The following is a 26,636-nucleotide window of genomic DNA, read 5'->3' on the forward strand; positions in this document are numbered from 1 at the left end:
TCGATGAGCTCGCCGCTGCTGGAACAATTGATCGAAGCGTTGCGGGCGCTGCCCGGGGTGGGTCAGAAGTCCGCGCAACGCATGGCGTACCACCTGCTGGAACGCGAGCGCGCCGGCGGCCAGCGGCTGTCCGAGGCGCTGGCGGTGGCGATGGTGAAGATCGGCCACTGCGCGCGTTGCCGCGACTTCAGCGAGGATGACGTCTGTCCGACCTGTGCCAGCCCTTCGCGCGATGTCCACCAGCTGTGCGTGGTGGAAACCCCGGCCGATCGTCTCGCCATCGAGCAGGCGACCGGCTACCGGGGCCTGTATTACGTATTGCAGGGCCGGCTCAGTCCCCTTGACGGTATCGGCCCGGCCGAGCTGGGCCTGGACCGGCTGGACGCACGACTGGCCGAAGGCGAGGTGTCGGAGCTGATCATCGCGACCAACCCGACGGTGGAAGGCGAGGCAACCGCGCATTACGTGGGCCAGATTGCGCGCCAGCACGCGGTGCATCCCAGTCGCCTGACCTACGGGGTGCCGCTGGGCGGCGAGTTGGAATATGTCGATCGCGGCACCTTGTCGCATGCCTTCGGCAGCCGCAGCGAGATGACCTGAGCCGACATGCGGCGAGCTGGGTGACAATGGCCCATTACCCCATGGAGCCGCGTCATGACTGACCAGACCATCTTCGGCAAGATCATCCGCCGTGAATTGCCGGCCGATATCGTCTACGAGGACGAGCACCTGATCGCGTTTCGCGACATCGCCCCGCAAGCGCCGGTGCACGTGTTGTTCGTTCCCAAGACACCGGTCGCGACCCTCGATGACCTGACCGAGGCGCAGGCGGTGATCGTCGGCCGGCTTGCCCATGCGGCAGCGTCATATGCCAGGCGAGAAGGCCTGGCCGACGACGGTTATCGACTGGTGATGAACTGCAACGAGCATGGTGGCCAGACCGTGTTCCAGATCCATCTGCATTTGCTTGGCGGCGCGCCGCTGGGGCGGTTTGGCACGCCTGCGTGACGTTGCGCTACCGGGGTGTGCTTACCAATAGCCCCACCACGGCCACGGCGCCGGACGGGTGATCACGTCCACCCGCTCGCGGACCGGCCACAGGTAGACCACGTCGGCGGCGACCCGCGGGAAGCGGTAGTCGTACTCGCCGATCCGTCGGGTTTCGTAACCGTCGATCCTGCCGGTAAAGGTCACTTCACGATTGACCTGGAACAATGCCGGGTCGTAGAAGCCTTCGCGGCATGCGATGAAGCGGCCACCAACGTCATCGGTGGCCCAATACGGCCGGGCCTGGACAGTGAGCCGGGTCGAGATCATCTCGAAACAGGTGCGGTTGGATTCCGGCTCGACCTGCACGATGCGTCCACCCCAGCGCACCAGCGCGCCGGTGCGATCGGCCGTGGTGGCATCGCGCGGACTGACCTGGGCGAACTCACCCTGCAGCGGCATTGGCTGGGTGGCACAGCTGGCCAGCAGTGCGGCGGCAAGCGCGAGCATGACAAGGCGGATGTTCATGGGTTTCTCCGTGTCGAAGGGCGTGCAGTCAGCGCGTGCCGGTTGGACGGTGGGCTCGCAGCGCTCGAACAAGCTCCCGCGACTGTTGTGTTGGGGGACATTGCCCCGACAGAAGTCTAGCGTAACGCCAATTGCTGAAACGCTCGCTGAGCCGAAGCAACTCGTCGCGCGCTTGTGGATGGACACCGCCGACCCGCCGTGCCCATCGGCCTGCGGGCTCGTCGGGCTCGCGTCCCAGCCCCAGCCGCTGGTAGCGCTGATCCAGCTGGTGCCAGGCACGCAGTACCGGATCGGCTTGACGTTCACCGCGGCGGCTCCACCAGGCCATCCACAGCAGTGCCAGCAGCGCCGCAACGACGAACAACAGGCCCAGCCGGGCGCCTGCCAGGTGTTCGATGCCAAGCGGCCGCAGCATCCTTGACTGACGCTGTGCATCGAAGCCGAGTACAAGATCATTCCAGCCACGACGCATCCAGTCGCCCACCTGGAACAGGCTGCCGCCGTTGCCCAACATGCGGCCGAACAGGCCACTGGTGCCACCCCCGGCCATCAGGTCGTCGACGGTGTCGTAGATCCGCTCCGGGGCGACCGCCGCGGTCGGGTCGACGCGCGTCCAGCCACGCCCGGACAGCCACACCTCGGCCCAGGCGTGGGCGTCGGAGCGGCGTACCAGCCAATAATCGCCCAGCGGGTTGTGCCGGCCACCGACATAACCGGTAACCACGCGTGCGGGAATGCCGGCGCTGCGCATCAGGATCACGAAGGCAGAGCTGAAGTGTTCGCAGAAACCTTCTTGCTGATCGAACAGGAACTCATCGGCCGAATGCCGCCCCGCGAGCGGGGTGCTGAGGGTGTAGGCGAAGTCCTGACGTATCCAGGCCAGTGAACGCTGGACGATCCGGGCATCGTCATTGCCGGCTTCGGCGCGCCACTGCCGGGCCAGGGTGCGGGTCCGCGGGTTGAACTGGTCGGGCAGGGCGAGTGCCGCCTCGCGCACTGAGGATGACAGGCGCGGCTCGAAATGGACCGGTGGGGCGGATTGGATCCGCCAGCGGGTCAGCGAGCTCAGCGGGCGCGAGGCAAACAAGCCGTAGGCATGGCCGAGCCGTGTGCCCTCGGGCGCGGCGAGCGGCAGGTCCAGCGCCAGCACCTGTCGACGGTCGGTGGGTTCAATCTCGACCTCATAGTCCCAGCGCTGTCCGGCAGGCGTTACCGCTGCCGCCGGTGAGCGGGTCAATCGGCGCGACCGGGTCCAACTGCGCCCGTCGAAATCAACCAGCACCGGCCCGCGCCAATACATCTGCGACGTGGGTGGGGTGGCGCCGAAAAAATGCACGCGCAACGCCGGGGTGTCGTCGACCATCAGGTCGATCCATTGGCCGGGGCTCATCTCATCGGATAGTCCGGTACGCGCCAATGCACGCTCGGGCAGGCCCCACAACGGTGATGCCAGCCGTGGGAACAGCCAGAATGCGGCCAGCGCCAAAGGCAACCCGATCGCCAGCAGGCGACCAGTTCCGGCAAGTCGGCGGCGGACGTCCGTATCGATCGTGTCCCCGGACTCCAGGTCGGCCAGCCGTTGCAGCGCACCCAGCGCAAGCACCGTCCCGACCAGGCTGAGCGCGAGCGTCAGCGGTCCCTGATCGAGCAGGAAGGCGGCGAACGGGCCAAACAACGCGAACCCGACCAGGCTGCGCGCATCACGGACGGTGAACGTCTCTGCCGGTTTCACCGCCAGCATGGCCGCCAGTACGGCGCAACCGGTGTCGCGGCCAACGCTGAATCCGGCGATGCCCAGCAAGGTCGCCAACAGGCCGAACGCGAGTCCCAGCCGCCACACGACATGCAGCGGCTTGCGCCATGACAGCGCGGTGACAAGCACGGCCGCCGATCCGGCCAGCCATCCCAACGGCGACGGCAGCTGCAACAGCAGGGGGAACAGGCAGCCGCCAGCAGCCGCCAGCGTCCAACGCCGACTGCCCGGGTCCAGCGCCCCTGCCAACGTTGACTCAGCCATGTGGCATCAGCGCCAGTGCGCGCAGGCAGTCGTGACGATGGATGGGCCCCTGCGCCGGTCCGATCGCAACCTGTCCGGGCAAGACCAGCCGATAGCGGCGGCCATCGCGCTCGGCTTCATCCACCCAGCGAGCCAATCGTGCGATCCGTTGCTCGCGACCCAGCGCGCCGGCATGGTGCCAGTCCAGGACGATGTCCGCGCCCAGTGGTTGTTCGTATTCGCGCACCAGCAACGTATCGCGCCGGGCCGAGGGCTTCCACGCAATCGCGCGGCGGGAATCTCCGCGACGGTAGCTGCGCAGGTGATGGACATCATCGCCGCTGGGGTGCAGCCGGCTTTGCACCCGGTCACCGGAGCCGGTAGGCAGCGCGGGTCCGTCGGTTTCTGGCCGTGGGTACACCAGCAGCGGCACCGGCGACCAGATGTAGCACCAGGCGCGCGCCAGGCCGAGCGGGCGAGTGGTGGCGATGCGCAGCCGTCCCAGGTCCAACCAGCCGCGCTGGACAGTGGATACGGGCAACTGTGCCTGGCCATGGCTCGGGTCCAGGTTGAGTACGGCCAAGGGAGGCCCGGTGTCGTCGCCAGCGTCGATGCGCTCCAGCGTCAATTGCAGGCCACGCCGCCTGCGCCCGTCATCGGCCTGGGCATGCAACCGCAGCAACAGGTCGGTGCCGGCCGGAACCGGCTCCGCATCAATGGCCACGATCGCCAGACCGGTCAACTGCAGCTGGGCGGCCACCAGGCTGGCCAGCCCGGCGCCGGCCAGCAACAACCCCAGCAGCAGGGCCGGGTTGTTGTTGTAGTTCAACGCGCCCAGCAGCATCGTGACCAGCAGCACCGCATAGAAGAGGCCGAATCGGGTCGGCAGGACGTACACGCGGCGCCGATCGAAGTGCGCGGGCAGCGTTTCGGGTTCCCGCGGACGGGTCCAGCCCAATGCCCAGCGGTGCCAACGTCGCATCAAAGGTCCCGGCGTCACGGCTCAGTCCACGGCGACCGCATGCAGGATGGATTTTGCCAGCGCGGCGTCACTGCCGGCGTCGGCCTCGCCGACCAGGCGATGCGCAGCGACAGCCGCGAACAGCGTCTGGACGTCTTCAGGGCGGGCATGGTCGCGGCCCAGCAACAGCGCATGGGCACGGGCGGCGCGCAGCAAAGCCAGTCCGGCGCGTGGCGACAGCCCGACCCGTACTCCAGGATGCTTGCGGCTGCGGGCAAGCAGTGCCTGCACGTAGTCGACCAGTGCAGTGCTGGCATGCACCTCGATGACCGCACGGCGGATGGCGATGACGTCGTCCCGGGTCAGTCGTGGCTGGGCCTGGGCAATCAGCGCACGGCGATCGCGGCCGGCGAGCAGCTCGCGTTCCGCTTCCTGTCCGGGGTAGCCAAGCGTGAGACGCAGCAGGAAACGGTCAAGCTGGGAATCGGGTAACGGGTAGGTGCCGGCCAGGTCGACCGGGTTCTGGGTAGCGATCACGAAAAACGGGTCGGGCAGGGCATGGGTGGCGCCGTCGATGCTGACCTGGTATTCGGCCATCGCCTCCAGCAGCGCACTCTGGGTGCGGGGCGGGGCGCGGTTGATCTCATCGGCGAGCAGTACCTGAGTGAATACCGGTCCCGGATGGAACTCGAACCGCCTCGCCTGCGGGTCAAACACGGACACACCCACGATGTCCGCCGGCAGCAGGTCGGAGGTGAATTGCACGCGCTGGAAGTCCAGCCCGAGGGTCGCGGCCAACGCATGGGCGAGGGTGGTCTTGCCAAGCCCGGGCAGGTCCTCGATCAACAGGTGGCCCTGCGAGAGCAGCGAGACAAATGCCAGCCGCACCTCGAGGGATTTGCCCAGTACCAGTGAATTGACCTGCGCCTGGGCATCGTCAAGCGCATTTCGCAGTGGGTCCGGTAGCATGCGTGCCTTCGCCGAACCGATACCGGCATCGATTGCCGGGGTGGATACCGCCATGGTGCTCTCCGGGAGTTGCCCAAGCCGATGAATGCCAAGCTTGGGCAGTGTCGTGGGTCGGCCCGCCGATCGCGGCCCGTGTCGTCATCGCAACGAGTGTAACGAGGTCGCAACCCCATGCGCTTAGTCCAATCGCCCCAGCTCCCGCCATCGGAATCTTCGTTCGACGCGGACTCGCCCCCGTCGCTGGGGTCCACCGAAGCCCTTGGGCAATCACCCGATGGCGCGGGACCGGCACGACGTTGGTTCTGGAGCCTGTTCGCGGTCGTGCTGGCGCTGAAAATTCTGGTGGCGGCGAGGTTGCCGCCGTTCGTCGACGAGACTTTCTACTGGCTTGAGGGTCAGTACCTCGCGCCGGCGTACTCCGACTTGCCCGGCCTGACCGCATGGCTGTCGCGGCTGGGGGTGACCCTGGGAGGCAATACCGAGTTGGGGCTACGCCTGCCATTCCTGCTGATCGCGGCGGTGGTGCCGTGGCTGGTAGTGCGGATTACCCGGCGGGAATACGGCGAGACTTTCGGCTGGCAGGCGGGGTGCTTTGCCTTGTTGTTGCCATTGTCCGGGACCTTGGGCCTGTTGGCCTTGCCGGATGCGGCGATGGCGGTGGCAACGTTGTTGTGCGTGGACGCGGGAGCGAAACTGCTGCGGCAGGTCGACGCTGGCGTCGCGTTGGAGTTGGCGGCGGGCCTGTCGATCGGAGCGCTGAGCCACTACCGCTTCATCGCCGTGATCGGTGTCGGCCTGCTGGCGCTGTTGCTCATCACCGATGGTCGCAAGGTCCTGCGCGATGCACGTACCTGGACCGCCATTGCGATTGGTGCGGCAGCGTGGGCACCGCTGGTGGCATGGAATCTGGACAACTCCGACGCCGGCCTGCGATTCCAACTGGTTGACCGGCACCCGTGGGCATTCCATTTCGACGGCGTTTTGTTCATTGCGGTCCAGGCGCTGATGGTGACGCCACTATTGTTCGCGGCCCTGGCGATGGCGAGTTGGCGTGGGAGCAGGAGCGCGCTGCCGGTCTCACGTTACTTTGCGTTGCTTGGCGGTCTGGTGGTGCTGGGTTTCTTTACCCTGGGATTCTTCGCCGATACCGAACGGGTCAGCTTTCATTGGCCACTGCCGGGCTATCTGGCCCTGTTGCCGCTGTTGCCGGCCGTGCTGGCGGCCTGGCCGCGCTGGTTGCGCGTCGCGACCTGGGCAACGGCAGGACTGGGCCTGGTCGTGGTGCTGGGCTATTACGTTGCCGTCTCCGTGCCTGTGGTGCGGGAACGCGCTGCAGTGGAAAAATGGTACCCCGCCAATTTTGCCGGATGGGATGAGCTGGCCGAGACGGTGCGCGTTACCCGCGCGCAGATGCCGGCCGGCACCCGTATCGTAGCCGGCAGCTTCAAGGTCGGCGCAGAACTGGGTTTTGCCCTGGACAACGCGGAAATTCCGGTGCTCGAGCACCCGCTCAACCACAAGCATGGCCGCGCACCGCAGTTGCGCTTGTGGAACCTGCAGACGACCGGACGTGCCGGCTGGGCAGCACAGTTCGGCAAGCCGTGGGGCGAGGTGCCGGTGCTGCTGGTAGAGGCGGTCACCGACGTGTCCTACAAGGACCTGCTGCGTCGTTACCACGATCTGTGCCGGATGGTGGGCCCATTGCCGCCGCCTCAGGTGATCAACGTCGACCATGGCAGTCAACGTTTTATGCTGTTCAAGCTTGATCCCCAAGCCCCTGTCAGAGGTACCTGCGTTGCTCCGGCGATGGCCTGGATAGACCAACCGGTCGGCGGTGCCACGGTGGGCCGCACGTTCGAAATCACCGGCTGGGCGTTCAAGGAAGGAGTGGGGCTGGAGCGCGTGGAGGTACTGTTGGACGGGCAACCGGTGGCGGACGTCAAGTACGGGCTGGACAGCCCCGGCGTGGCTGACTATTGGAAACTCAGCAACGATCCGAACCATCCTGCGGTCGGGTTTGCCGGACGCGTCAACCTGGGCGACGTGGAGCCAGGCAGTCATTGGCTCGGACTGCGCCTGTATGGCGCCGATGGCAGCGTGGAGGCGTGGTCGGAGCAGCCGCTGGAAGTCCGGCCAGGCGAGACCGGGCAATAACGGCCGGCGATAACGGCAGGGTTGCCGCCGCTCACTGCATCGAGCTCACTCCATCGAAGTGCGGGCCTGCTGGATCTGGGCCAGTTGTTGCTCGATCCGGGTGCCGGCCATCTCGATCGAGCCGCGTACCTCTTGCAATTCCTGCACACTTGCGCGCTTTCCATGTTCGCGTAACCAGAGGCGCTGGCGCAGCATTTCACGCAGGGCCTCCTGGACCGGATCGGCGGCGTCTTCGCCCACCACGGCGGTGATCTCCGCGCGTGCGGCGCGCAGGCGCGTCTCCAGCTCGTCGGCGGCATCCAGCAACTGCTGCATCTCGCGCTGGCGTCCATCGCCCGGGCGGCGTATCCGGGCAATGATGAACGCCACGACGGCCGCAGCGCAGGCCAGCACAAGCAACAGCGACAAAGGAGTGTTCACGGCGAGGATAATGGCTGGGCACCGGTGGGATGGGCGTTCAGTCTGCCGTGCGTGCGTAAAGCGGGCAAACCCGCCGAACCGGCGTGCTCCCGCTTGGCGCGGCCATTGCCGGTAGAAGTCCGGTTCCGGAGTCGGCGGGGTTGCCGGGTTTGACACGCCAGCACGCGCTCCTTAACATTCTCGGGCTTATGTCCGCTGACGTGCCCAAAGTGACTGTACCCGAGGTTCTGGATGCGTTGCGCATGGTGGCAACGCGTCGCGGTGTCGAGGGCCGCGTGCCGTTGGCAGCGTTGGTGCGGTTGCGTGACAGCTTGGTGGATAGCGACGGTGACGTGAGCTATTCGCTGGATTTTGGCACTGACGAGTTGCAGGTCCCGTATGTGGAGTTGCGCGCGCAGGCGTCGTTGCCGCTGCTGTGCCAGCGCAGTCTTGAGCGGTTCCTGTTCCCGGTGGCGATTGCGCAACGGCTTGGCCTGATCCGTAATGAGGCCGACGAGGCGGCATTGCCGGAGGGGTACGAGCCGCTGCTGATGCCGCCCGACGGCATGCTGTCAGCGGTCGCTCTGGTCGAAGATGAGCTGATCCTGGCGATACCGGTGATACCGGTGAAGCCCGGAACAGAAGCAATGGAAGCAGATTGGCCGGCACCTGCGGCCGACCTGGAGCGCGTCAACCCGTTCGCGGCGTTGTCGGCACTGAAAAGCAAGGCGGACAAGTCGAACTAGCACTTCGAGTTGTCCTTCGAATCAAGCGTTATTCACGGTTTTCCCTGGAGTTAAGATCATGGCTGTCCAGAAGTCCCGCGTTTCCCCGTCCAAGCGTGGCATGCGCCGCGGCCACGACTCGTTGACCAGCAAGCTGCTGTCCACCGACCCGACCACCGGCGAGATCCACGTCCGCCACCACGTCACTGCTGACGGTTACTACCGCGGCAAGAAGGTGATCAACACCCAGGCCAACGTTGCCGACGAAGAGTAAGCTGCCTCACGTGCGTTACATCGCCGCTGCCCGCGGAACACGCGTGCGGCGGCCGTCGCTGGAGTGGTGATGACTGATCGAATTTTCTCCCGCATTGCGGGCACTGGCAGCTATTTGCCGGAAAAAGTCCTGACCAATGCCGATCTGTCGAAGATCGTCGAGACCAGTGACGAATGGATTGCCTCGCGCACCGGTATTCGCCAGCGCCATGTCGCGGCCGAGGGTGAGACCACCAGTGACCTGGCTTATCACGCTGCAGTGCGTGCCATGGAGGCGGCCGGGGTCGAGGCGTCCGAGCTGGATTTGATCGTGCTGGGCACGACCACGCCCGACATCATATTTCCGTCCACCGCCTGCCTCGTCCAGCACCGCCTGGGCGCCAACGGCTGCCCTGCGTTCGACGTCAACGCCGCGTGTTCAGGCTTCATCTACGGCTTGGCGGTCGCGGACCAGTTCATTCGCTCCGGTTCAGTGAAAACGGCGCTGGTGATCGGTGCGGAAACCCTGACCCGGATGCTGGACTGGACCGATCGCGCCACCTGCGTGCTGTTTGGCGATGGCGCCGGGGCAGTGGTGCTGAAGGCCGACAGCGAAGCCGGCATCCTCAGCACCCACCTGCATGCCGACGGTGGCAAGAAAGAGTTGCTGTACAACCCGGTCGGGGTCTCGGTGGGCTTCAAGCCCGAGGAGCACAACGCCGGGGTGAAGGTGATGATGACCGGCAACGATGTGTTCAAGCACGCGGTCAAGGCGCTTGATGCGGTCGTTGAGGAAACCCTGGAGGCCAACGGCCTGGACCGCAGCCAGATCGATTGGCTGATCCCGCACCAGGCCAACCTGCGCATCATCGAGCTGACCGCCAGGCGGCTGGAAATGCCGATGGAACGGGTGGTGGTCACCGTCGACAAGCACGGCAACACCTCATCGGGCTCAGTGCCGCTGGCATTGGACGAGGCGGTGCGTTCGGGCCGGGTAAAGCGTGGTCAACTGGTGCTGTTGGAGGCGTTCGGCGGCGGATTTACCTGGGGCTCGGCGCTCTTGCGCTACTGAGCGGGCGGTAATGACTGCAATCCCACGGTCCGGTCGGGTCGGCCCCGTGCTGGTCAATACCCTCCTGCCCGGGGCGTTGACTGTACGCCACGGTACAGACACCTCGATGGGTTCACTCGTATCATGGTGTGTTCCATCCGCAGGGGACGTCGTGTGAGCGATTCTCGACACAGCGACCAGCAACTCGCTTTCATCTTTCCAGGCCAAGGCTCGCAATCGCCTGGCATGCTCGGCGAGCTTGCGCGCGACCATCCGCTGGTGACCGAGACGTTTGCCGAAGCCAGCGCCGGTGCCGGGGTCGATCTGTGGGCGTTGAGCCAGGACGAGTCCGCGCAGCAGCTCAACCAGACCGAATTCACCCAGCCGGCGTTGCTTGCGGCAGGCGTGGCGGTATGGCGCCTGTGGCAGTCGCGTGGCGGTGCGCGTCCGGCGCAGCTGGCCGGCCACAGCCTGGGGGAGTACAGCGCCCTGGTGGCCGCCGGCGTGCTTGAGCTGGGCGAGGCGGCCGGGCTGGTGCGCCTGCGCGGCCAGTTGATGCAAGACGCCGCACCCGCCGGCACCGGTGCGATGGCCGCGATACTGGGCGCTGACGATGCGTTGGTCGAGCAGGTCTGCCAGTCGGTCTCGGGCAAGGAGGTCGTGGTGCCGGCCAACTACAACTCACCGGGCCAGATCGTGATTGGTGGCGATGCCGCCGCCGTCGACAAGGCCTTGGTGCAGCTGGCCGAGCGCGGCGTTCGCAAGGTGGTCAAGCTGGCCGTCAGCGTGCCATCGCACACGCCGCTGATGCGCGACGCTGCAGACCACCTGGCCAAGGCGATGGACGATATCCGTTGGCAGCCGGCGCTTTTGCCGGTAATACACAACGTCGATGCCAAAGTGCACGAGGGCGGCGAGGCGATCCGTGATGCATTGGTGCGCCAGTTGTACCTGCCGGTGCAGTGGACTGGTTGCATGCAGGCACTGGCCGAGCGCGGCGCACGGCGGTTTGTCGAGTGCGGTCCGGGCAAGGTGCTCACCGGCCTGGTCAAGCGGATCGACAGGACGCTGGAAGCACGCTCGATCGGCACCGCGGCTGATTTCGAAGCCACCTTGGCCGATTGGAAACAATAGCCTTTTTCATTCGCAGGCCACCGGCAACGGTGCCTGCCAGCAGGAAGACGAAAGACATGAGCACACAACCCCTCAGCGGCGAGATCGCCTTGGTCACCGGCGCCAGCCGCGGTATTGGCGCGGCGATCGCCGACGAACTGGCGGCCCAGGGCGCGACCGTGATCGGCACCGCCACCAGCGAGCGCGGCGCCAACGCGATTGCCGAGCGCCTGGCCGGGCACGGCGGGCACGGCCGCGTCGTTGACGTGGTCGACGCCGCGGCAACCGCTGCGCTGATCGACAGCATCGGCAAAGACATCGGCGCGATCTCGATTCTGGTCAACAATGCCGGCATCACCCGCGACAACCTGTTGTTGCGCATGAAGGACGAGGACTGGCAGGCGGTGATCGACACCAACCTGAGCAGCGTCTATCGCACCTCCAAGGCGGTGATGCGCTCGATGATGAAGGCGCGTCGCGGTCGTATCGTCAATATCGCGTCGGTCATCGGAGCGACCGGCAACGCAGGACAGGCCAACTACGCAGCGGCGAAGGCGGGCATCATCGCGTTCAGCAAGTCGCTGGCCAAGGAGATTGGCAGCCGTGGGATCACCGTCAACGTGGTCGCACCCGGCTTCATTGACACCGACATGACCCGCGCACTGCCGGAAGATGCCAAAAACGCGATGCTGGGCCAGATTGCGCTGGGTCGTTTCGGCGAGCCGGCCGACATCGCACGGGCGGTGGCGTTTCTCGCCGGACCGTCTGCGGCTTACATCACCGGCGAGACCCTGCACGTGAACGGCGGAATGTACATGTCGTAGTTCCGCGACAGGCAACGGTAACCAAAGGGCTCCGCGATCGTCGCGAAGCTCTCGATTCCACTACACTATTCCATCGAATATCCCGTCCGGGAGGAGTGAATACCAATGAGCAGCATCGAAGAACGCGTCAAGAAAATCGTGGTCGAGCAACTGGGCGTCAAGGAAGACGAGGTCACCAACAACGCCTCGTTCGTTGACGATCTCGGCGCCGACTCCCTTGATACCGTCGAGCTGGTGATGGCGCTTGAAGAAGAGTTCGAGTGCGAGATCCCGGACGAGGAAGCCGAGAAGATCACCTCGGTGCAGCAGGCGATCGATTACGTGACGACCCACGTCAAGGCGTAACAGGGCCGCAGGTCGTGGTGCGACCGGTCCAGGACCGGCGCCCCATGCCCGGCAGCACCGACCGGGGCCGCATCACGCGGCCTTGAGTTTATCCAACGTACGAAACACGTCAGGCGCGTCATGGACCCCGTGACGGCGCGTCCGCAAGCGGAGTTCCCCATGTCCAATCGACCAGCCTCCAGCAGGCGCGTAGTCATCACCGGCCTTGGCATCGTCTCGCCGCTGGGTAACGACCTGGCCAGCAGCTGGGATGGCATCATCAATGGCCGCTCCGGTATTGGCCCGATCAGTCACTTCGATACCACCGGTTTCACCACCCGGATCGCCGGGCAAATCCATGACTTCGACATCACCCATTGGGTGCCGACGAAGGATGCGAAGAAGATGGACCGCTTCATCCACTACGGCGTCGGTGCCTCGTTGATGGCGTTGGCTGACTCCGGGCTGGAGATCGACGACGGCAACGCCGAGCGAATTGGCGCGTTGATCGGTTCAGGCATCGGCGGCATCCTCGGGATCGAGGAGCAGACCGCAAAGTACCTGGCCGGCGGCCCACGCAAGATCTCACCGTTCTACGTGCCCAGCACGATCATCAACATGCTCCCCGGCCAGGTGTCGTTGCTGACCGGCATCAAGGGTCCCAATTTTTCCGCGGTCTCGGCTTGCGCCACCTCCAACCATTCGATTGGCATGGCGATGCGCCTGATCCAGTACGGCGATGCCGACGTGATGCTCGCCGGTGGCGCCGAGCGCGGCTCCTCGCCGACTTCGGTCGGTGGGTTTTGCTCGATGAAGGCGATGTCTACCCGCAACGACGATCCCACCCGCGCCTCGCGCCCTTGGGACAAGGACCGCGACGGCTTCGTGCTCGGTGATGGTGCCGGCGTCCTGGTGCTGGAAGAGTACGAGCACGCCAAGGCCCGCGGTGCACGGATTTACTGCGAGCTGGTTGGCTTCGGCGCCAGCTCCGATGCGTTCCACATGACCGCACCCAGCGAGGACGGCGAAGGGCCGGCACGCTGCATGGTTGCGGCGATGCGGGACGCGGGCGTCAATCCCGAGCAGGTCGGCTATCTCAATGCGCATGGCACTTCGACCCCCTTGGGCGATCTTGCCGAGACCCTGGCGATCAAGCGCGCGTTCGGCGACCACGCCTACAAGACGATGGTGAGCTCGACCAAGTCGATGACCGGCCACTTGCTGGGTGCGGCCGGCGGCGCCGAGGCGATCTTCTCGATCATGGCGCTGCATACCGGAATCATCCCGCCGACGATCAACCTGGAGGAGCCGGGCGAAGGCTGCGACCTGGATTACGTGCCGAACGTGGCGCGCGAGGCGAAGATCGATGTCGCCGTGTCCAATGGGTTCGGCTTCGGCGGCACAAATGGCACCCTGGTGTTCCAGCGGCTCTGACGGCATCCCGGACGCCGGTGCTCGATGGTGTCCAATCAACGATCAACATGGCCCTGACGTACCCGCTGGCTTCCCCGGTCGACCTGCTGGACCTGCATCGGCATGCACCCTCGCGCTACCCGCTGTTGCTGGAGTCCAGTGCCGCCGGCACCGTCCAGGGGCGTTGGGATGTGTTGCTGGCTGGCAATGGTGAATCGTTGCAGCTCGATCCCGATGGGCTGGTTCGCGACCAGCGCGGTGTCGTGGTCGGCGATGACTTCCTGCAGGCACTGGACAACGCCTGGCAAGCGGAACGGGTCGAGCCCGAACGCACCGGTTGGCCCTTCCGTGGCGGCTGGGCACTGTTGCTGGGTTATGAGCTGGCGGTCCAGATCGAGCCGGTGCTGAAGCTGCCGCCCGCGCCGGGTGGCTTGCCCGTGGCAGTGGCGATTCGTTGCCCGGCTGCAATATTGCGTGATCACGTTACCGGCGACTGCTTCGCATTGGCCGAGCCGGAATATGGGGGCTTGCTTGAAGCTGTCGCGGTCGATCTGGCGTCCCTGGCCCGACAGGCACCGCTCTGCGCGTGGCAACCCCCATCATCGATTCGGGAGGATCCGCCACAGCGGTATCTCGACGGCGTCGCCCGGGTGCTTGACTACCTCGTCGCGGGTGATGTGTTCCAGGCCAATGTGTCGCGTGGCTGGTGTGCGTACTTTGATGCGCCGGTGGATCCGGCGGCGCTGTTCCAGCGACTGCGCAAGAACAATCCGGCGCCATTCGCCGGCATCTTCTCGGGCGCTGGCGTTGGCGCCGATGCGGATGCGGATGCGGGCGCGACTTCATGCGGCGGTGCCGGTGACTGGTCCGTGGTCAGCGCCTCGCCGGAGCGATTGGTGTCGGTGCGCGGCGGCATGGTCGAAACCCGTCCCATCGCCGGTACCTGCGCGCGGGTAGTGGGTGACGACGACAGCGCCCGGATCAGCGAGTTGATCGCACACCCCAAGGAGCGTGCCGAGCATGTGATGTTGATTGACCTGGAACGCAACGATCTTGGCCGGGTCTGCGTGCCTGGCAGCGTGGAGGTCGACGAGTTGATGGTGGTCGAGAGTTATGCCCACGTTCACCACATCGTCAGCAACGTGCGCGGTCGCCTGCGTGAGACCGTGACTCCAGGCGAGGTTATCCGCGCCGTGTTTCCGGGCGGAACCATCACCGGGTGCCCGAAGGTGCGTTGCATGCAGGTCATCGCCGAGCTCGAAGGCCAGGGCCGCGGCAGCTATACCGGCGCAATGGGCTGGCTCAATCGGGACGGCGATCTGGACCTCAATATCCTGATCCGTAGCGCGGAGATCGAGATGGACACATTGCGCTTCCGTACCGGCGCCGGGATCGTGGTCGACTCCGACCCACAGCGGGAGCTCGACGAGACCCGTGCCAAGGCACGGGGAATGTTGCGCGCGCTCGGGTGCGGTGATGGCGATTATCGCGGCGGCGTGCGGCAGTGATGCAGACCGACGACCGCGCGCTGAGCTATGGCGATGGCCTGTTCGAGACCATGCGCGCCTATCGTGGCCGTGTGCCGTGGTGGGACATGCATTGGGCCCGGCTGGAGCGTGGCGCGCATTGCCTGCAGATACCCACGCCCCCGGTGGCGCAGGTTCGCGACCAGGCCGAGCAGCTGCTTGATGGCGCCGACGGCGTGTTGAAGCTGCTGCTCAGCCGCGGCAGTGGCGGCCGTGGGTACGCGCCACCCACCCCTCCACAGTCAAACTGGGGGCTGTCGCTACACCCCTTGCCAGCATCGGTGCCGACGGCAGGCCTGACCCTGCGTTGGTGTGATATCCGGTTGTCGCTACAGCCGGCGCTGGCCGGAATCAAACATTGCAACCGGCTCGAACAGGTGCTCGCACGCAGTGAATGGAACGACGCCGTCGTTGCCGACGAGGGCCTGATGCGCAGCATGGATGGCGATGTGGTTTGCGCGACGGCGGCGAACCTGTTTGTGTTGCACGGTGATCAGTGGCGCACCCCGGAAGTGGACCGCTGCGGCGTTGCAGGGGTGTGTCGCCAGTGGCTGCTGGAGCATTTCCCGATCCGGCAGGCCAGGTTGTCGCCCGCTGATGTCGAAACTGCCGATGCGATCGTCCTGACCAACGCGGTGCGGGGTATCCTGCCTGTCGCCCGGTTGGGCGAGCGCGGATGGCAGCCACACCCGATGGTGGCCCAGTGGCAGGACCGTCTCGCCGCCGAGCATCCTGCATTCGCCAAGCCGACAGGCACGGAGGTGTCGTGAGTCGTTCCCGCAAGCATCGTTTTGGTGTGTGGTTGCTGTTGATACTGCTGCTGTCGCTGATCGTCGCAGCGGTTGCCGGATTCTGGGCATGGCAACGCTACACCGCCTTCGCCACGACGCCGATTGCCGGCCTGCAGGCGGGCGACAGCGTGGTCATCGAACGTGGTGATTCGCTGCCGGTCGTGGTGTCCAAGCTGCGCCAGGCGGGTGTCCGCGAAGGCGGCGAGTACGAGTGGCGCCTGCTGGGGCGGCAACTCGGTGCCGCGTCCACACTGCATGTGGGCGAGTACGCCCTCGACCCGGGCATCTCGCCGCAGGAACTGCTGGTCGCGATGGGGCGGGGCGACATCATCCGGCATCGCTTCACGATCGTGGAGGGTTGGAACATTCGCGAGCTGAGGACGGCATTGGCCGCCGCGGAGTCACTGGAGCACGCTGCAACCGGCCTTGATGCCGCCGCGCTGATGGAGGCCCTGGATTTCAACGACGAGCACCCGGAAGGCCGCTTCCTGCCCGAGACCTACCTGTACAGCCGCGGCGACAGCGACCTGGATTTGTTGCGCCGGGCCCACGATGCGATGGAACAGGCATTGGCTGCCGCGTGGGAAGCGCGCGACCCGGACATCGGACTGGAAAGTCCCTACGAGATGCTGATCATGGCGTCGATCGTGGAGAAGGAAACCGGGATCGCGTCCGAGCGTCCGGAGATTGCCGGGGTGTTCGAGCGGCGACTGAAAATCGGCATGAAGTTGCAGACCGATCCCACCGTCATCTATGGCATGGGCACCGACTACGACGGCAATATCCGTCGCAGCGACCTGACCACCGACACCCCGTACAACACCTACACCCGCAGCGGACTGCCACCGACCCCGATCGCGATGCCGGGCGCGGATGCGCTGCAGGCGGTCGCACACCCGGCGTCGGGCGATGCGTTGTATTTTGTTGCCGTCGGCGATGGCAGCGGCCGCCACCTGTTTGGCAAGTCACTGGCCGAACACCAGGCCAACGTGCGCAAGTACCTGCACAACTACCGCCAGAACATGCGCCAGGCGCAGGACGCGAGCCCGACCCCATGAGCCTGCAGGTGCAACCGCGACTGTTGAGCCTGGAAGGTGGGGAGGGCGCCGGCAAGTCTACGGTGATGGCCGCGCTGGCCGAGGCGTTGCGGGTATCGGGAGCGTCGGTCGTATGCACCCGCGAGCCGGGCGGCACGCCGATGGCCGAGCAGATCCGGAACTTGCTGTTGCACGGCGGCGATGAGCATCCGGCGCCGGAAACCGAGATGTTGCTGATGTTTGCCGCGCGTTCCCAACATGTTCGCCAACGGGTCTTGCCGGCGCTGCAGCGCGGCGACTGGGTGATCAGCGATCGCTTCACCGATGCCAGTTATGCCTACCAGGGCGCGGCGCGCGGCGGCGACCCCGACTTCATCGCCGAGCTGGAACGCCGCGTGGTAGGCATCGTCCCGGGCCTGACCCTGTTGCTGGACGTGCCCGTCCAGCTCGGTTTGCAACGCGTGCGCGGGCGCGGCAACAGCGATCGGATCGAAGCGGAGGCCGACGATTTCTTCGAGCGCGTGCGTGCCGCCTATCTGGCGCGCGCCGCCGCCGACCCGTCGCGGTTCCGGGTGATCGATGCCAGCCAGTCACCGGACACTGTGGCGAGCGAAGCGATCGCCCACCTGCGTGCCTACCAGGCCGCATTGGCATGAGTGCGTTCGCGCCGTGGCAACAGCGCGTCTACGATCACGCCGCCAGCGCGATTGATGCCGGCCGCCTCGGTCATGGCCTGCTGTTCTGTGGCCCGGCCCGGCTGGGCAAGCTGGCGGTCGCCGAACGTCTCGCCAAACGCTTGTTGTGCATGGACCGCGCGGCCGGTGGCGAGCCCTGCGAGGCGTGCCGCAGTTGCCGCCTGTTTGCGGTGCGTTCGCAAACCGATCCGGTCGAGCTGCGTCCCGATGGCTCGTTGGCGCATCCTGGAGGACATACCGGCCATCCGGACTTCTCGCAGATCAGCTATGGCATCAATGACAAGGCGAAGCCCAAGCCCAAGTCGCGTTCCGAGATCGTGATCGAACAGATGCGCAAGCTCTCCGAGCGGATGGCCCTGAGCCCGCACTATGGCGAGGTCAAGATCGCGATCATCGAGCCGGCCGATGCGATCAATCATGCCGGTGCCAATGCCCTGCTCAAGACGCTGGAGGAGCCGGTTGAGGGCCGTTACCTGTGGCTGGTCAGCGCCAATCCCTCGCGGCTGTCGGCGACCATTCGCAGTCGTTGCCAAAAGCTTGAGTTTCGTCTGCCACCGCAAAGTGAAGCTTTGGCCTGGTTGCAGCAGCAGGGTCACGCACAGGTCAAGGCCGCCGAGGCGCTTGCTGCGGCCCGCGGCCATCCGGGTCTGGCCCACGAATGGCTGCAGGGAGATGGCCTGGACCTGCGGCGTCAGGTGGCAAGCGACCTGGAGCAGGTGGCCCGTGGCCAACTGGCCGTGGTCGAGACCGCGCAGCGCTGGGTGGCGGACGGTGACGCCGATCAGCGCCTGAGCTTCGCCGCCGACCTGGCCCTGACGATGGCCAGGCAAGCCGATGGCTTGACCGACCCGATGGGCACGCGCAGTCTGGCAACATGGTTTGACCGCGCCAATCGCGCGCGCGGACTGTTGCGTACGACGGTTCGTGCCGATCTGGTCGTGGTTGAATTGTTGATGGCCTGGCGCGTCGCACAAGCACGCCGGGCCGCCGGGAAACGAGGGGACAGCACTATGCAGGGGAAAGCGTCATGAGTGGAGCAGGTGGGGCGAGCCAGGGCATCGTGACCCTGGCGGTGAAGGACAAGGCGGCGCTGTACAACGCCTACATGCCCTATATCCGCCATGGCGGCATCTTCGTGCCGACGGCCAAGCGGTATTTCCTTGGTGACGAGGTGTTCCTGCTGTTGACCCTGCCCGAGTCCGGCGAGCGCCTGCCGGTGGCCGGCAAGGTCATCTGGGTAACGCCTGCCGGCGCCCAGGGCAACCGTCCTTCCGGCATCGGCATCCAGTTTGCCGATACCGCCGAAGGCGAAAGCCTGAAGGGCAAGATCGACGCGCTCCTGGCGGGCAGCCTGGAGGCGGAGCGCGCGACCCACACCATGTAGTCGGTCGCACCGTGTCAGCGGTGCAAGGCTCAACGCAACGCGGCGGAGTCCCAGCCCGGTCGCGGTGCAAATCGATCGCCGTGTCGGGCTTGCAGCTGCTTGAGGCGCTCCAGCAGCGCGTCCGCGCCGGTCTCGCGGATGTACTGGATCGGGCCGCCCCGGAACGGTGCGAACCCGGTACCGAAGATCACCCCGGCATCCAGCAGGTCGGCATCGGCGACCACCCCATCATGCAGGCAGGCGACCGCCTCGTTGAGCATCGGCAGGATCAGGCGATCCTCGATGTCGGCGGGCGCTTCGTAGTTCTCGGGCAATTCCGGTTTGATTGCCTTGCCGTCTTCCCACTTGTACAGCCCCTGTCCATCCTTTTTGCCGCGCTTGCCCGGCTCGGCCTGGGTGGCGAGCGCGTCGGGCACCTGCAGGCCGAGGAACGGCGACAGCTCCGCGCCGACCCCGGCCGCGACGTCCAGGCCGACCGTGTCGACCAGTTCGATCGGTCCCATCGGCATGCCGAACTTTTCCGCTGCCTTGTCGATCGCCCTGCCGGGGATGCCTTCCGCGTAGGCGGTGACCGCTTCCAGCATGTACGGGAACAGCACCCGGTTGACCAGGAACCCCGGGGTCCCGGCCACCGGGACCGGCAGCTTGCCAATCGCCTTGCAGAAGGCGGCCAGGCGCTGCCGGGTTTCCGCGGACAGCCCGTCGTGGAGCACGATTTCGACCAGCGGCATCAGTGCCACCGGGTTGAAGTAGTGCAGTCCGGCGAACTGCGCCGGGCGCTGGATCCCATCGCGCAATTCAAGCAGCGGAATCGAGGAGGTGTTGGTGACCAGCAGCGCATCGGGCTTCATTTGCGGCTCCACCGCCGCGTACAGCTCGCGCTTGGCGTCCGGTTGCTCGATGATCGCCTCGATCACCAGGTCCGCGTTGCCCGCGCCGTCGCCGGCGAGATCGCCTTTCAGCCGTGCGGTCACCGCTGGACGTTTCGCCTCGTCCTTGACCTTTTTGGCGAACAACTTGCCGGCGCGTTCCATCGCGGTATCGATGTAACTTTGCTCACGGTCTCTCAGGGTGACCTGGAAGCCCTTGTAGGCCGACCATGCCGCGATGTCGCCGCCCATCACGCCGGCGCCGATCACGTGCACGTGCTGGATGCCGTGATCCCCGCCGCCGGCGGCCTTCAGCCGCTCCTGCAGGAAGAACACCCGGATCAGGTTGCGTGCGGTCGGGGTGGAGGCGAGCTTGGCGACCGATTTGCGCTCAGCCGCCAGCCGCGTCTCGATCCCGCCGCCGGTGGCCTTCCAGGTGTTGACCAGCGCGTACGGTGCCGGGTAATGCTCCTTGCGGGCCTTGCGCGCGACCTGCTTGAGCAGCATCGGTGCGATCACCTGGCGCGCTGGCCAGGTGTTGGTCAGCCAGCCCATGGCGCGTTGCTTGAACGGGCGCTTGCCACCGCGCAGCACTAACGTGGCGGCGGAATCGACCAGCGTCGCCTTGTCCGTAGTCTTGTCGACCAGCCCGTTCGCGCGTGCCGCCGAGGCCGACAAGGTGCGTCCGGTCAGCATCATGTCGAAAGCCGCCGGCGCACCGATCAATTTCGGCAACCGCACGCTGCCGCCCCAGCCCGGATAGATGCCGAGTTTGACCTCGGGCAGGCCGATCCGGGTCGAGGGGTCGTTGCTGGCGACACGGTAGTCGCAGGCCAAGGCCAGCTCGGTGCCACCGCCCATGCAGAAGCCGTGGATCGCCGCGGCGGTGGGGCAGGGCAAGCCGGCCACGCGCTGGAACACCTGCTGGCCACGCTTGAGTGCGCCGGCGACATTGCCTTGCTCGTCGAAACTCCGGAATTCCTTGATGTCGGCGCCGGCGATGAAACCGCTGTCCTTGCCCGAGCGGAACACCACGCCCTTGGGCGGATCGCTGGCCAACCGCTCCACCAGCGAGTCCAACTCGATCAGCACGTCCTGCGATAACGAGTTGACGGCTTCGCCGGCACGGTCGAGCGCCAACACCAGGACGCCATCGGGGCGTACTTCTGCGTGCCAGTGCTGGACGCGCAACCCGGCGAAGGTCGGCACTGCGGTGTCATGAGGGGCCATGCGGCACCATCCGTTCAAGTATGGATCAAGCCGCTATCATCCCGAGGTTGTTTGACCTGCGTCAAATAGGGCAACGTCGACACAGCTTGGACGCCAATGGGCCGATGATGGTTGCGGTCGTGCCATGGCGCCCCAATCGTTGTGGTAATTGAACTTTCGTCCCGACAGGGTTGTCTCATTGCTTGGCCATGGCCGAGCTGACAGGAGTGCCGGCGCGCGGTATGGCCGAGAACAGATTGTTGGATCAGGATCTGGACCAGGAGCTGGTCAGGCGTGTGCAGCAGGGCGACAGCACTGCGTTCGATGCATTGGTACTCAAGTACCAGCATCGGATCGTGGCGTTGATTGGCCGCTACATCTCTGACTGGAGTGAATGCCAGGACGTCGCCCAGGATGCATTCATGCGCGCTTATCGTGCGCTGCCGAACTTTCGTGGCGATGCGCAGTTCTACACATGGTTGCACCGTATCGCCGTGAATACCGCCAAGAACCATCTGGTTGCACAAAAGCGCCGTCCGCCCGCCGATGACATCGAAGTGGGCGACGCCGAGCAATTCGATGTCGGTGTCCGCCTGCGTGACAACGACACCCCGGAACGCGAACTGATGCGCCACCAGGTGGAACAAACGGTGATGCGCGTGGTCGAAGGATTGCCGGAAGACCTGCGCACGGCGATCAGCCTGCGCGAGGTCGATGGTCTGAGCTACGACGAGATTGCACAGAAAATGGAGTGTCCAATCGGAACCGTGCGCTCGCGGATTTTTCGTGCCCGCGAAGCGATCGATATCGAACTGCGCCCCCTGCTTGATACGGACCACGACTCCCCGGAGCGGAAACACTGATGCCGAATAGTCCAATCCCTGACGTCGACCACCATGACGCAAACCATCATGACGCAGACCGCGAGACCCTCAGCGCGCTGTTTGATGGCCAGCTGGCGGGTGATGCCGCGCGTTTCGCACTGAAGCGCCTGGGACATGATCCGCAGTGGCGGCAGACCTGCGGTCACTGGCAGCTGGCCGGTGATGTCCTGCGTGGAAACACCGGCGCCATCGCGCCGCCAGACTTTGCGGCACGGGTAATGGCGGCGGTGGCACATGAGTCGCGCGACGACCTGCCTGCAACGTCGGCGAAGCCTACCGCGGTCGGAGCTGCGGCGATGGCGCGGCGACGCTGGATCGGCGGTGCGGCGCTGGCGGCCTCGGTGGCGATGGCGGCATTGTTCGTCGTGCGGCCATTGACCCAGACCGAGGTGCCCATGCCGGGAACCCCGGCCCAACAGGTCACCACCAGTGCCGATGGGACAGCGGGCGGCTCGGCCACGGTCGAGGCGGGCGGTGCGATGCCGGCATCGACGATGCAAGCACAAGCATCCACGTTGCAAATTGCCAGCGTGCCGCAAGCGCCATTGCCGCAAGCCCCGATTCCGCAGCCGGTGTCACCCGACAACGGCAGTCACCTGGCAACCGCCGCAGCCGCCATCGCGGTGGCCGAATTGCCGCGGCGTGCCAGTGAGCGTCGTTCGCGCGGTCAGTCCCAGCGCGCGGCGCGGCGTGTTGCCAGTCGCGAGGTGCCGGCACAAGCGCTGGCCGCCGCATCGGTCGCGCCAGGCGCGCCGTCGTCAGTCACCGGCACGCTGGCCGAGGTCGATGTCGATGCCGGTGGCGCTTCGGTACACCCGTTCCAGCCTCGCGGCGAGATTGCGTCGCGACCGTGGCCGCGCGCGACGTTGGCTGGTTACCCGGTTGCCGGCGAAACGCTGACTGCCAGTTACGACGGTGGGGACGTTGCAGACTCGCCATCGCCGTCGTTTTATCCATTCCAGCCGCAGGCTTTGCAGGATGACGCGGCAGCCCCGCGATCGGACTGGCCGCAGGCCACCGATTGGCCGTGACCGCGCTGGCCGCGAGCCACCGCGTGCCTGCTGTCGCTGACATTCCCGCAGTGCACGCCCCCGCAGTGCACGTCGTCCCGGGCGGCGCACCTATTTCTTCTTTGTAACTTCAGGCCGATTCCATGAACCGTCCCTTTCGCTCCATTGCCCTGCTCGGCGCGCTTGCCGCTGCCTTGCCCATCGCCTGCACCGCACAGTCCCCGAGCGTAGCCGCGGCGGCCTCGCAGGCGGTCACGCCGCCAACCGCACAGCCCATTGTCAGTGGGCTGCCGGATTTCACCGAGCTGGTGAAGCGGGTGGGTCCGGCGGTGGTCAATATCAGCGCGAAAACCGCGCCGCGCCGCAGCCGTTCGCAGCAGCAACTGCCCGAAGGCGTTGAGGAACTGTTCCGTCGCTTCGGGATGCCGTTCCCGGGCGCGCCGGGTGGACCGCACGGCCCGCGCGGTGGAGCGACGTCGCTGGGCAGCGGGTTCGTGATCTCCGACGATGGCTACGTGCTGACCAATTTCCATGTGGTCGATGGGGCCGACACCGTCACCGTGACCTTGTCGGACCGCCGCGAGTTCCAGGCCGAGGTGGTCGGCAGCGACGAGCAATACGACATCGCGCTGTTGAAGATTGACGCGGACAACCTGCGCTGGCTGCGTCCGGGCCAGTCCTCGGCACTGCAGCCCGGCCAATGGGTGGTGGCGATTGGCTCGCCGTTTGGTCTGGATCATTCGGTGACCGCCGGGATCGTCAGCGCCGTCGGCCGTTCCAACCAGTATTCCGGCCAACAGTACGTTCCCTTCATCCAGACCGACGTAGCCATCAATCCGGGCAATTCCGGCGGTCCGCTGCTCAACACCTCTGGCGAGGTGGTCGGGATCAACTCGCAGATATACTCCAACTCCGGTGGCTACATGGGGGTCAGCTTCGCGATCCCGATCGACCTGGCAATGGGCGCGGTCGATCAAATCAAGGCGACCGGCAAGGTCAGTCGCGGCTTGCTCGGGGTCAACATCCAGGAGGTCAGCAACGTGGCTGCCGAGGCGATCGGTCTGCCCGACAGCCGTGGCGCGATGGTCAGCAATGTCCAGCCCGGCAGCGCCGCCGACAGGGCCGGTATCGAGCCCATGGACGTGATCCGCTCGTTCAATGGTGCCGAGGTGACCGATTTCAGTGACCTGCCGCCGCTGGTAGGCGCGGTGGCTCCCGGCAGCAAGGCGAAACTGGAAGTATTCCGCGGCGGCAAGCTGCGCAAGATTGACCTGGTGGTTGGCGGGGACGAGTCGTTCGCCGGCAATGCGGCACCGGGCGGCAATTCCAGGGCGCCCGGTGCGACCACCTCGACGGGAGTCAATCCGCTGGGGCTGGTGGCACGCGAACTGACTGCCGGGCAACGGCAGGAGCTCGGCTTGAAGGACGATGAAGGCGTGTTGCTGGTCGATGTCGACAACGAGTCTGCGCGTGCCGCGGGATTGCAGGCCGGAGACGTGGTCACCGCCGTTGGTCGCAAGGCCGTAGGCAGCGTCGCGGCATTCAACCGCGAACTGGCCGGCGCCAAGCCCGGTGAGACGGTGATGTTGCTGATCCAGCGCGGCAACTCGAGGCAGTACATGGCAGTGACGGCGCCCGAGGATTGAGTGCTGCATCGGGCGGGCCGGGCGCGGCGGGTATGCGATAATCGCGTGTTGACCTTCCCCGGCCCAGAGCCCGTTGCCGCCCGCATGCAGCAGATACGAAACTTCTCCATCATCGCCCACGTCGACCACGGCAAGTCGACCCTGGCCGACCGCATCATCCATATGTGCGGCGGCCTGAGTTCGCGCGAGATGGAGGCTCAGGTGCTCGACACCAATCCGATCGAGCGCGAACGCGGGATCACCATCAAGTCGCAGTCGGTATCGGTGCCGTATACCGCGCGTGACGGCAAGACCTACCAGCTCAATTTCATCGACACTCCCGGCCACGTCGACTTCAGCTACGAGGTCAGCCGCTCGCTGGCCGCCTGCGAAGGCGCGCTGTTGGTGGTGGACGCCGCCCAGGGCGTGGAAGCGCAGTCGGTCGCCAACTGCTACACCGCCGTCGAGCAGGGCCTGGAAGTGGTGCCGGTGATCAACAAGATCGACCTGCCGACGGCCGATATCGATCGCGCCAAGGCCGAGATCGAGGCGGTGATCGGGATCGACGCCAGCGACGCGGTCGCGATCAGTGCCAAGACCGGGCTGAACGTCGAGGAAGTGCTGGAGGCGATCGTCACCCGCATCCCGCCGCCCCAGCCGCGCGACACCGACAAGCTGCAGGCGCTGATCATCGACTCGTGGTTCGACAACTACCTGGGCGTGGTCAGCCTGGTGCGGGTGATGCAGGGCGAGATCACACCCGGCACCAAGATCCTGGTGATGTCGACCGGTCGCACCCACCTGGTCGACAAGGTCGGCGTGTTCACCCCCAAGCGCAAGGACATGGCCAAGCTTGGCGCGGGCGAGGTGGGCTGGATCAATGCCTCGATCAAGGATGTGCACGGCGCTCCGGTGGGCGACACCCTGACCTTGGCCAGCGACCCGGCCAGCAAGCCGTTGCCGGGCTTCCAGGAAATGCAGCCGCGCGTGTTCGCGGGCCTGTTTCCGGTCGATGCGGACGATTATCCGGACCTGCGCGAAGCGCTCGACAAGTTGCGCCTGAACGACGCGGCGATGCGCTTCGAACCCGAGTCTTCCGAGGCGATGGGGTTTGGCTTCCGTTGTGGTTTCCTCGGCATGCTGCACATGGAGATCGTCCAGGAGCGGCTGGAACGCGAGTACGACCTCAACCTGATCAGCACTGCGCCGACGGTGGTGTACGAGGTGCTCAGGACCGATGGCGAGATCGTGTCGCTGGACAACCCGGCCAAGCTGCCGCCGGCCAACCTGATCGAGGAAGTCCGCGAGCCGATCATCCGCGCCAACATCCTGACCCCGCCCGATTATGTCGGCAACGTGATCACCCTGTGCGAGGAAAAGCGCGGCAACCAGATCGGCATCACCTACCTGGGCAGCCAGGTGCAGATCAGCTACGAGTTGCCGATGAGCGAGGTGGTGCTGGACTTCTTCGACCGGCTCAAATCCGTATCGCGGGGCTACGCATCGCTTGACTACCATTTCCTGCGTTTCCAGGCCGGCCCGTTCGTGCGCGTGGATACCCTGATCAATGGCGACAAGGTCGATGCCCTCAGCATCATTACCCATCGCGCGCACGCGGACAGGCGTGGCCGGGAGATCAGCGAGAAAATGCGCGAACTGATCCCGCGGCAGATGTTCGACGTGGCCATCCAGGCCGCAGTGGGCTCCCAGATCATCGCCCGCAGCACGGTCAAGGCAATGCGCAAGAACGTGCTGGCCAAGTGCTACGGTGGCGACATTTCGCGCAAGAAGAAGCTGCTCGAGAAGCAAAAAGCCGGCAAGAAGCGGATGAAGCAGGTTGGTAACGTCGAGATCCCGCAGGAAGCGTTCCTGGCGGTACTGCAAGCCGACCACAAATAGTCGCAACACAT

The 26,636-nt window shown here is 65.8% G+C and carries 26 protein-coding genes; 20 read left to right on the forward strand and 6 right to left on the reverse strand.

From position 1 onward, the window contains the following. The first annotated feature begins 3 nt into the window (after positions 1-3). On the forward strand, positions 4-600 hold the full coding sequence (gene recR, locus ACW7G1_RS05400) for a recombination mediator RecR (protein WP_456978685.1): 597 nt from the start codon (positions 4-6) through the stop codon (positions 598-600). 54 nt (positions 601-654) lie between these two features. Then, positions 655-1,008 (forward strand): histidine triad nucleotide-binding protein, encoded by a 354-nt coding sequence (locus tag ACW7G1_RS05405; RefSeq protein ID WP_456962032.1) that lies wholly within the window; start codon positions 655-657, stop codon positions 1,006-1,008. 21 nt (positions 1,009-1,029) lie between these two features. On the opposite strand, the gene ACW7G1_RS05410 is transcribed toward ACW7G1_RS05405, so the two are convergent. The 4 genes from ACW7G1_RS05410 to ACW7G1_RS05425 are packed head-to-tail and all read right to left on the reverse strand — an operon-like array spanning position 1,030 to position 5,441. After that, on the reverse strand, positions 1,030-1,515 hold the full coding sequence (locus ACW7G1_RS05410) for a Slp family lipoprotein (protein ID WP_456978686.1): 486 nt from the start codon (positions 1,513-1,515) through the stop codon (positions 1,030-1,032). 28 nt (positions 1,516-1,543) lie between these two features. Then, positions 1,544-3,532 carry a transglutaminase TgpA family protein gene (locus ACW7G1_RS05415; protein WP_456978687.1) on the reverse strand — a complete coding sequence of 663 codons (1,989 nt, stop codon included), beginning with the start codon at positions 3,530-3,532 and terminating at the stop codon, positions 1,544-1,546. Continuing rightward, positions 3,525-4,493 carry a DUF58 domain-containing protein gene (locus ACW7G1_RS05420; protein ID WP_456978688.1) on the reverse strand — a complete coding sequence of 323 codons (969 nt, stop codon included), beginning with the start codon at positions 4,491-4,493 and terminating at the stop codon, positions 3,525-3,527. Before ACW7G1_RS05420 ends, ACW7G1_RS05415 begins: the two co-directional genes overlap by 8 nt. Positions 4,494-4,514: 21 nt before the next feature. Then, on the reverse strand, positions 4,515-5,441 hold the full coding sequence (locus ACW7G1_RS05425; protein WP_456978855.1) for an AAA family ATPase: 927 nt from the start codon (positions 5,439-5,441) through the stop codon (positions 4,515-4,517). Positions 5,442-5,612: 171 nt separating this feature from the next. Here ACW7G1_RS05425 and ACW7G1_RS05430 point away from each other — a divergent pair, with 171 nt between their 5' ends. Further along, complete coding sequence (locus ACW7G1_RS05430) at positions 5,613-7,595, forward strand: ArnT family glycosyltransferase (RefSeq protein ID WP_456978689.1); 1,983 nt, start codon at positions 5,613-5,615, stop codon at positions 7,593-7,595. Between the two features lie 45 nt (positions 7,596-7,640). Here ACW7G1_RS05430 and ACW7G1_RS05435 read toward each other — a convergent pair whose 3' ends face one another. Then, a complete protein-coding gene (locus ACW7G1_RS05435; RefSeq protein WP_456978690.1) occupies positions 7,641-8,015 on the reverse strand; it encodes a hypothetical protein in 375 nt (124 codons plus the stop codon). Between the two features lie 188 nt (positions 8,016-8,203). Between ACW7G1_RS05435 and ACW7G1_RS05440 the strand changes: the two genes are divergently transcribed. From ACW7G1_RS05440 to ACW7G1_RS05500, 13 genes are all read left to right on the forward strand, one after another. Beyond that, entirely contained in the window at positions 8,204-8,740 is a 537-nt protein-coding gene (locus ACW7G1_RS05440) for a YceD family protein (protein ID WP_456978691.1), read from the forward strand. A 58-nt stretch (positions 8,741-8,798) separates the two neighbouring features. Then, positions 8,799-8,993 (forward strand): 50S ribosomal protein L32, encoded by a 195-nt coding sequence (gene rpmF / locus ACW7G1_RS05445; protein ID WP_456962024.1) that lies wholly within the window; start codon positions 8,799-8,801, stop codon positions 8,991-8,993. A 69-nt stretch (positions 8,994-9,062) separates the two neighbouring features. Further along, a complete protein-coding gene (locus ACW7G1_RS05450; RefSeq protein ID WP_456978692.1) occupies positions 9,063-10,043 on the forward strand; it encodes a beta-ketoacyl-ACP synthase III in 981 nt (326 codons plus the stop codon). Positions 10,044-10,196: 153 nt separating this feature from the next. Then, entirely contained in the window at positions 10,197-11,156 is a 960-nt protein-coding gene (gene fabD / locus ACW7G1_RS05455) for an ACP S-malonyltransferase (protein ID WP_456978693.1), read from the forward strand. A 56-nt stretch (positions 11,157-11,212) separates the two neighbouring features. Beyond that, positions 11,213-11,959, forward strand: coding sequence for a 3-oxoacyl-ACP reductase FabG (fabG, locus tag ACW7G1_RS05460; protein WP_456978694.1), 747 nt, complete (start codon positions 11,213-11,215; stop codon positions 11,957-11,959). 105 nt (positions 11,960-12,064) lie between these two features. Then, complete coding sequence (gene acpP / locus ACW7G1_RS05465; RefSeq protein ID WP_456962020.1) at positions 12,065-12,304, forward strand: acyl carrier protein; 240 nt, start codon at positions 12,065-12,067, stop codon at positions 12,302-12,304. Positions 12,305-12,463: 159 nt separating this feature from the next. Further along, complete coding sequence (gene fabF, locus ACW7G1_RS05470) at positions 12,464-13,717, forward strand: beta-ketoacyl-ACP synthase II (protein WP_456978695.1); 1,254 nt, start codon at positions 12,464-12,466, stop codon at positions 13,715-13,717. 47 nt (positions 13,718-13,764) lie between these two features. Further along, positions 13,765-15,204: an aminodeoxychorismate synthase component I gene (locus tag ACW7G1_RS05475; RefSeq protein WP_456978696.1), complete on the forward strand. Its 1,440-nt coding sequence runs from the start codon at positions 13,765-13,767 to the stop codon at positions 15,202-15,204. Next, on the forward strand, positions 15,204-15,992 hold the full coding sequence (gene pabC / locus ACW7G1_RS05480) for an aminodeoxychorismate lyase (protein ID WP_456978856.1): 789 nt from the start codon (positions 15,204-15,206) through the stop codon (positions 15,990-15,992). The genes ACW7G1_RS05475 and pabC overlap by 1 nt, the downstream gene beginning before the upstream one ends. Beyond that, complete coding sequence (gene mltG / locus ACW7G1_RS05485; protein WP_456978697.1) at positions 15,989-17,071, forward strand: endolytic transglycosylase MltG; 1,083 nt, start codon at positions 15,989-15,991, stop codon at positions 17,069-17,071. Before pabC ends, mltG begins: the two co-directional genes overlap by 4 nt. Next, complete coding sequence (gene tmk, locus ACW7G1_RS05490; RefSeq protein WP_456978698.1) at positions 17,068-17,706, forward strand: dTMP kinase; 639 nt, start codon at positions 17,068-17,070, stop codon at positions 17,704-17,706. Before mltG ends, tmk begins: the two co-directional genes overlap by 4 nt. After that, positions 17,703-18,776, forward strand: a complete 1,074-nt coding sequence (locus tag ACW7G1_RS05495) for a DNA polymerase III subunit delta' (RefSeq protein ID WP_456978699.1) — start codon at positions 17,703-17,705, stop codon at positions 18,774-18,776. The genes tmk and ACW7G1_RS05495 overlap by 4 nt, the downstream gene beginning before the upstream one ends. Further along, positions 18,773-19,129, forward strand: a complete 357-nt coding sequence (locus ACW7G1_RS05500; RefSeq protein WP_456962013.1) for a PilZ domain-containing protein — start codon at positions 18,773-18,775, stop codon at positions 19,127-19,129. The genes ACW7G1_RS05495 and ACW7G1_RS05500 overlap by 4 nt, the downstream gene beginning before the upstream one ends. A 29-nt stretch (positions 19,130-19,158) precedes the next feature. Here ACW7G1_RS05500 and ACW7G1_RS05505 read toward each other — a convergent pair whose 3' ends face one another. Beyond that, on the reverse strand, positions 19,159-21,228 hold the full coding sequence (locus ACW7G1_RS05505; RefSeq protein ID WP_456978700.1) for a 3-hydroxyacyl-CoA dehydrogenase NAD-binding domain-containing protein: 2,070 nt from the start codon (positions 21,226-21,228) through the stop codon (positions 19,159-19,161). A gap of 221 nt (positions 21,229-21,449) precedes the next feature. Between ACW7G1_RS05505 and rpoE the strand changes: the two genes are divergently transcribed. From rpoE to lepA, 4 genes are all read left to right on the forward strand, one after another. After that, entirely contained in the window at positions 21,450-22,070 is a 621-nt protein-coding gene (rpoE, locus tag ACW7G1_RS05510) for an RNA polymerase sigma factor RpoE (RefSeq protein WP_456978701.1), read from the forward strand. Continuing rightward, positions 22,070-23,122, forward strand: coding sequence for a sigma-E factor negative regulatory protein (locus ACW7G1_RS05515; protein ID WP_456978702.1), 1,053 nt, complete (start codon positions 22,070-22,072; stop codon positions 23,120-23,122). The genes rpoE and ACW7G1_RS05515 overlap by 1 nt, the downstream gene beginning before the upstream one ends. Positions 23,123-23,244: 122 nt before the next feature. Continuing rightward, positions 23,245-24,747 (forward strand): DegQ family serine endoprotease, encoded by a 1,503-nt coding sequence (locus tag ACW7G1_RS05520; RefSeq protein ID WP_456978703.1) that lies wholly within the window; start codon positions 23,245-23,247, stop codon positions 24,745-24,747. A gap of 84 nt (positions 24,748-24,831) precedes the next feature. Continuing rightward, positions 24,832-26,625, forward strand: coding sequence for a translation elongation factor 4 (lepA, locus tag ACW7G1_RS05525; RefSeq protein ID WP_456978704.1), 1,794 nt, complete (start codon positions 24,832-24,834; stop codon positions 26,623-26,625). Positions 26,626-26,636: the final 11 nt, after the last annotated feature.

This window comes from Lysobacter sp. A378, assembly GCF_054052125.1.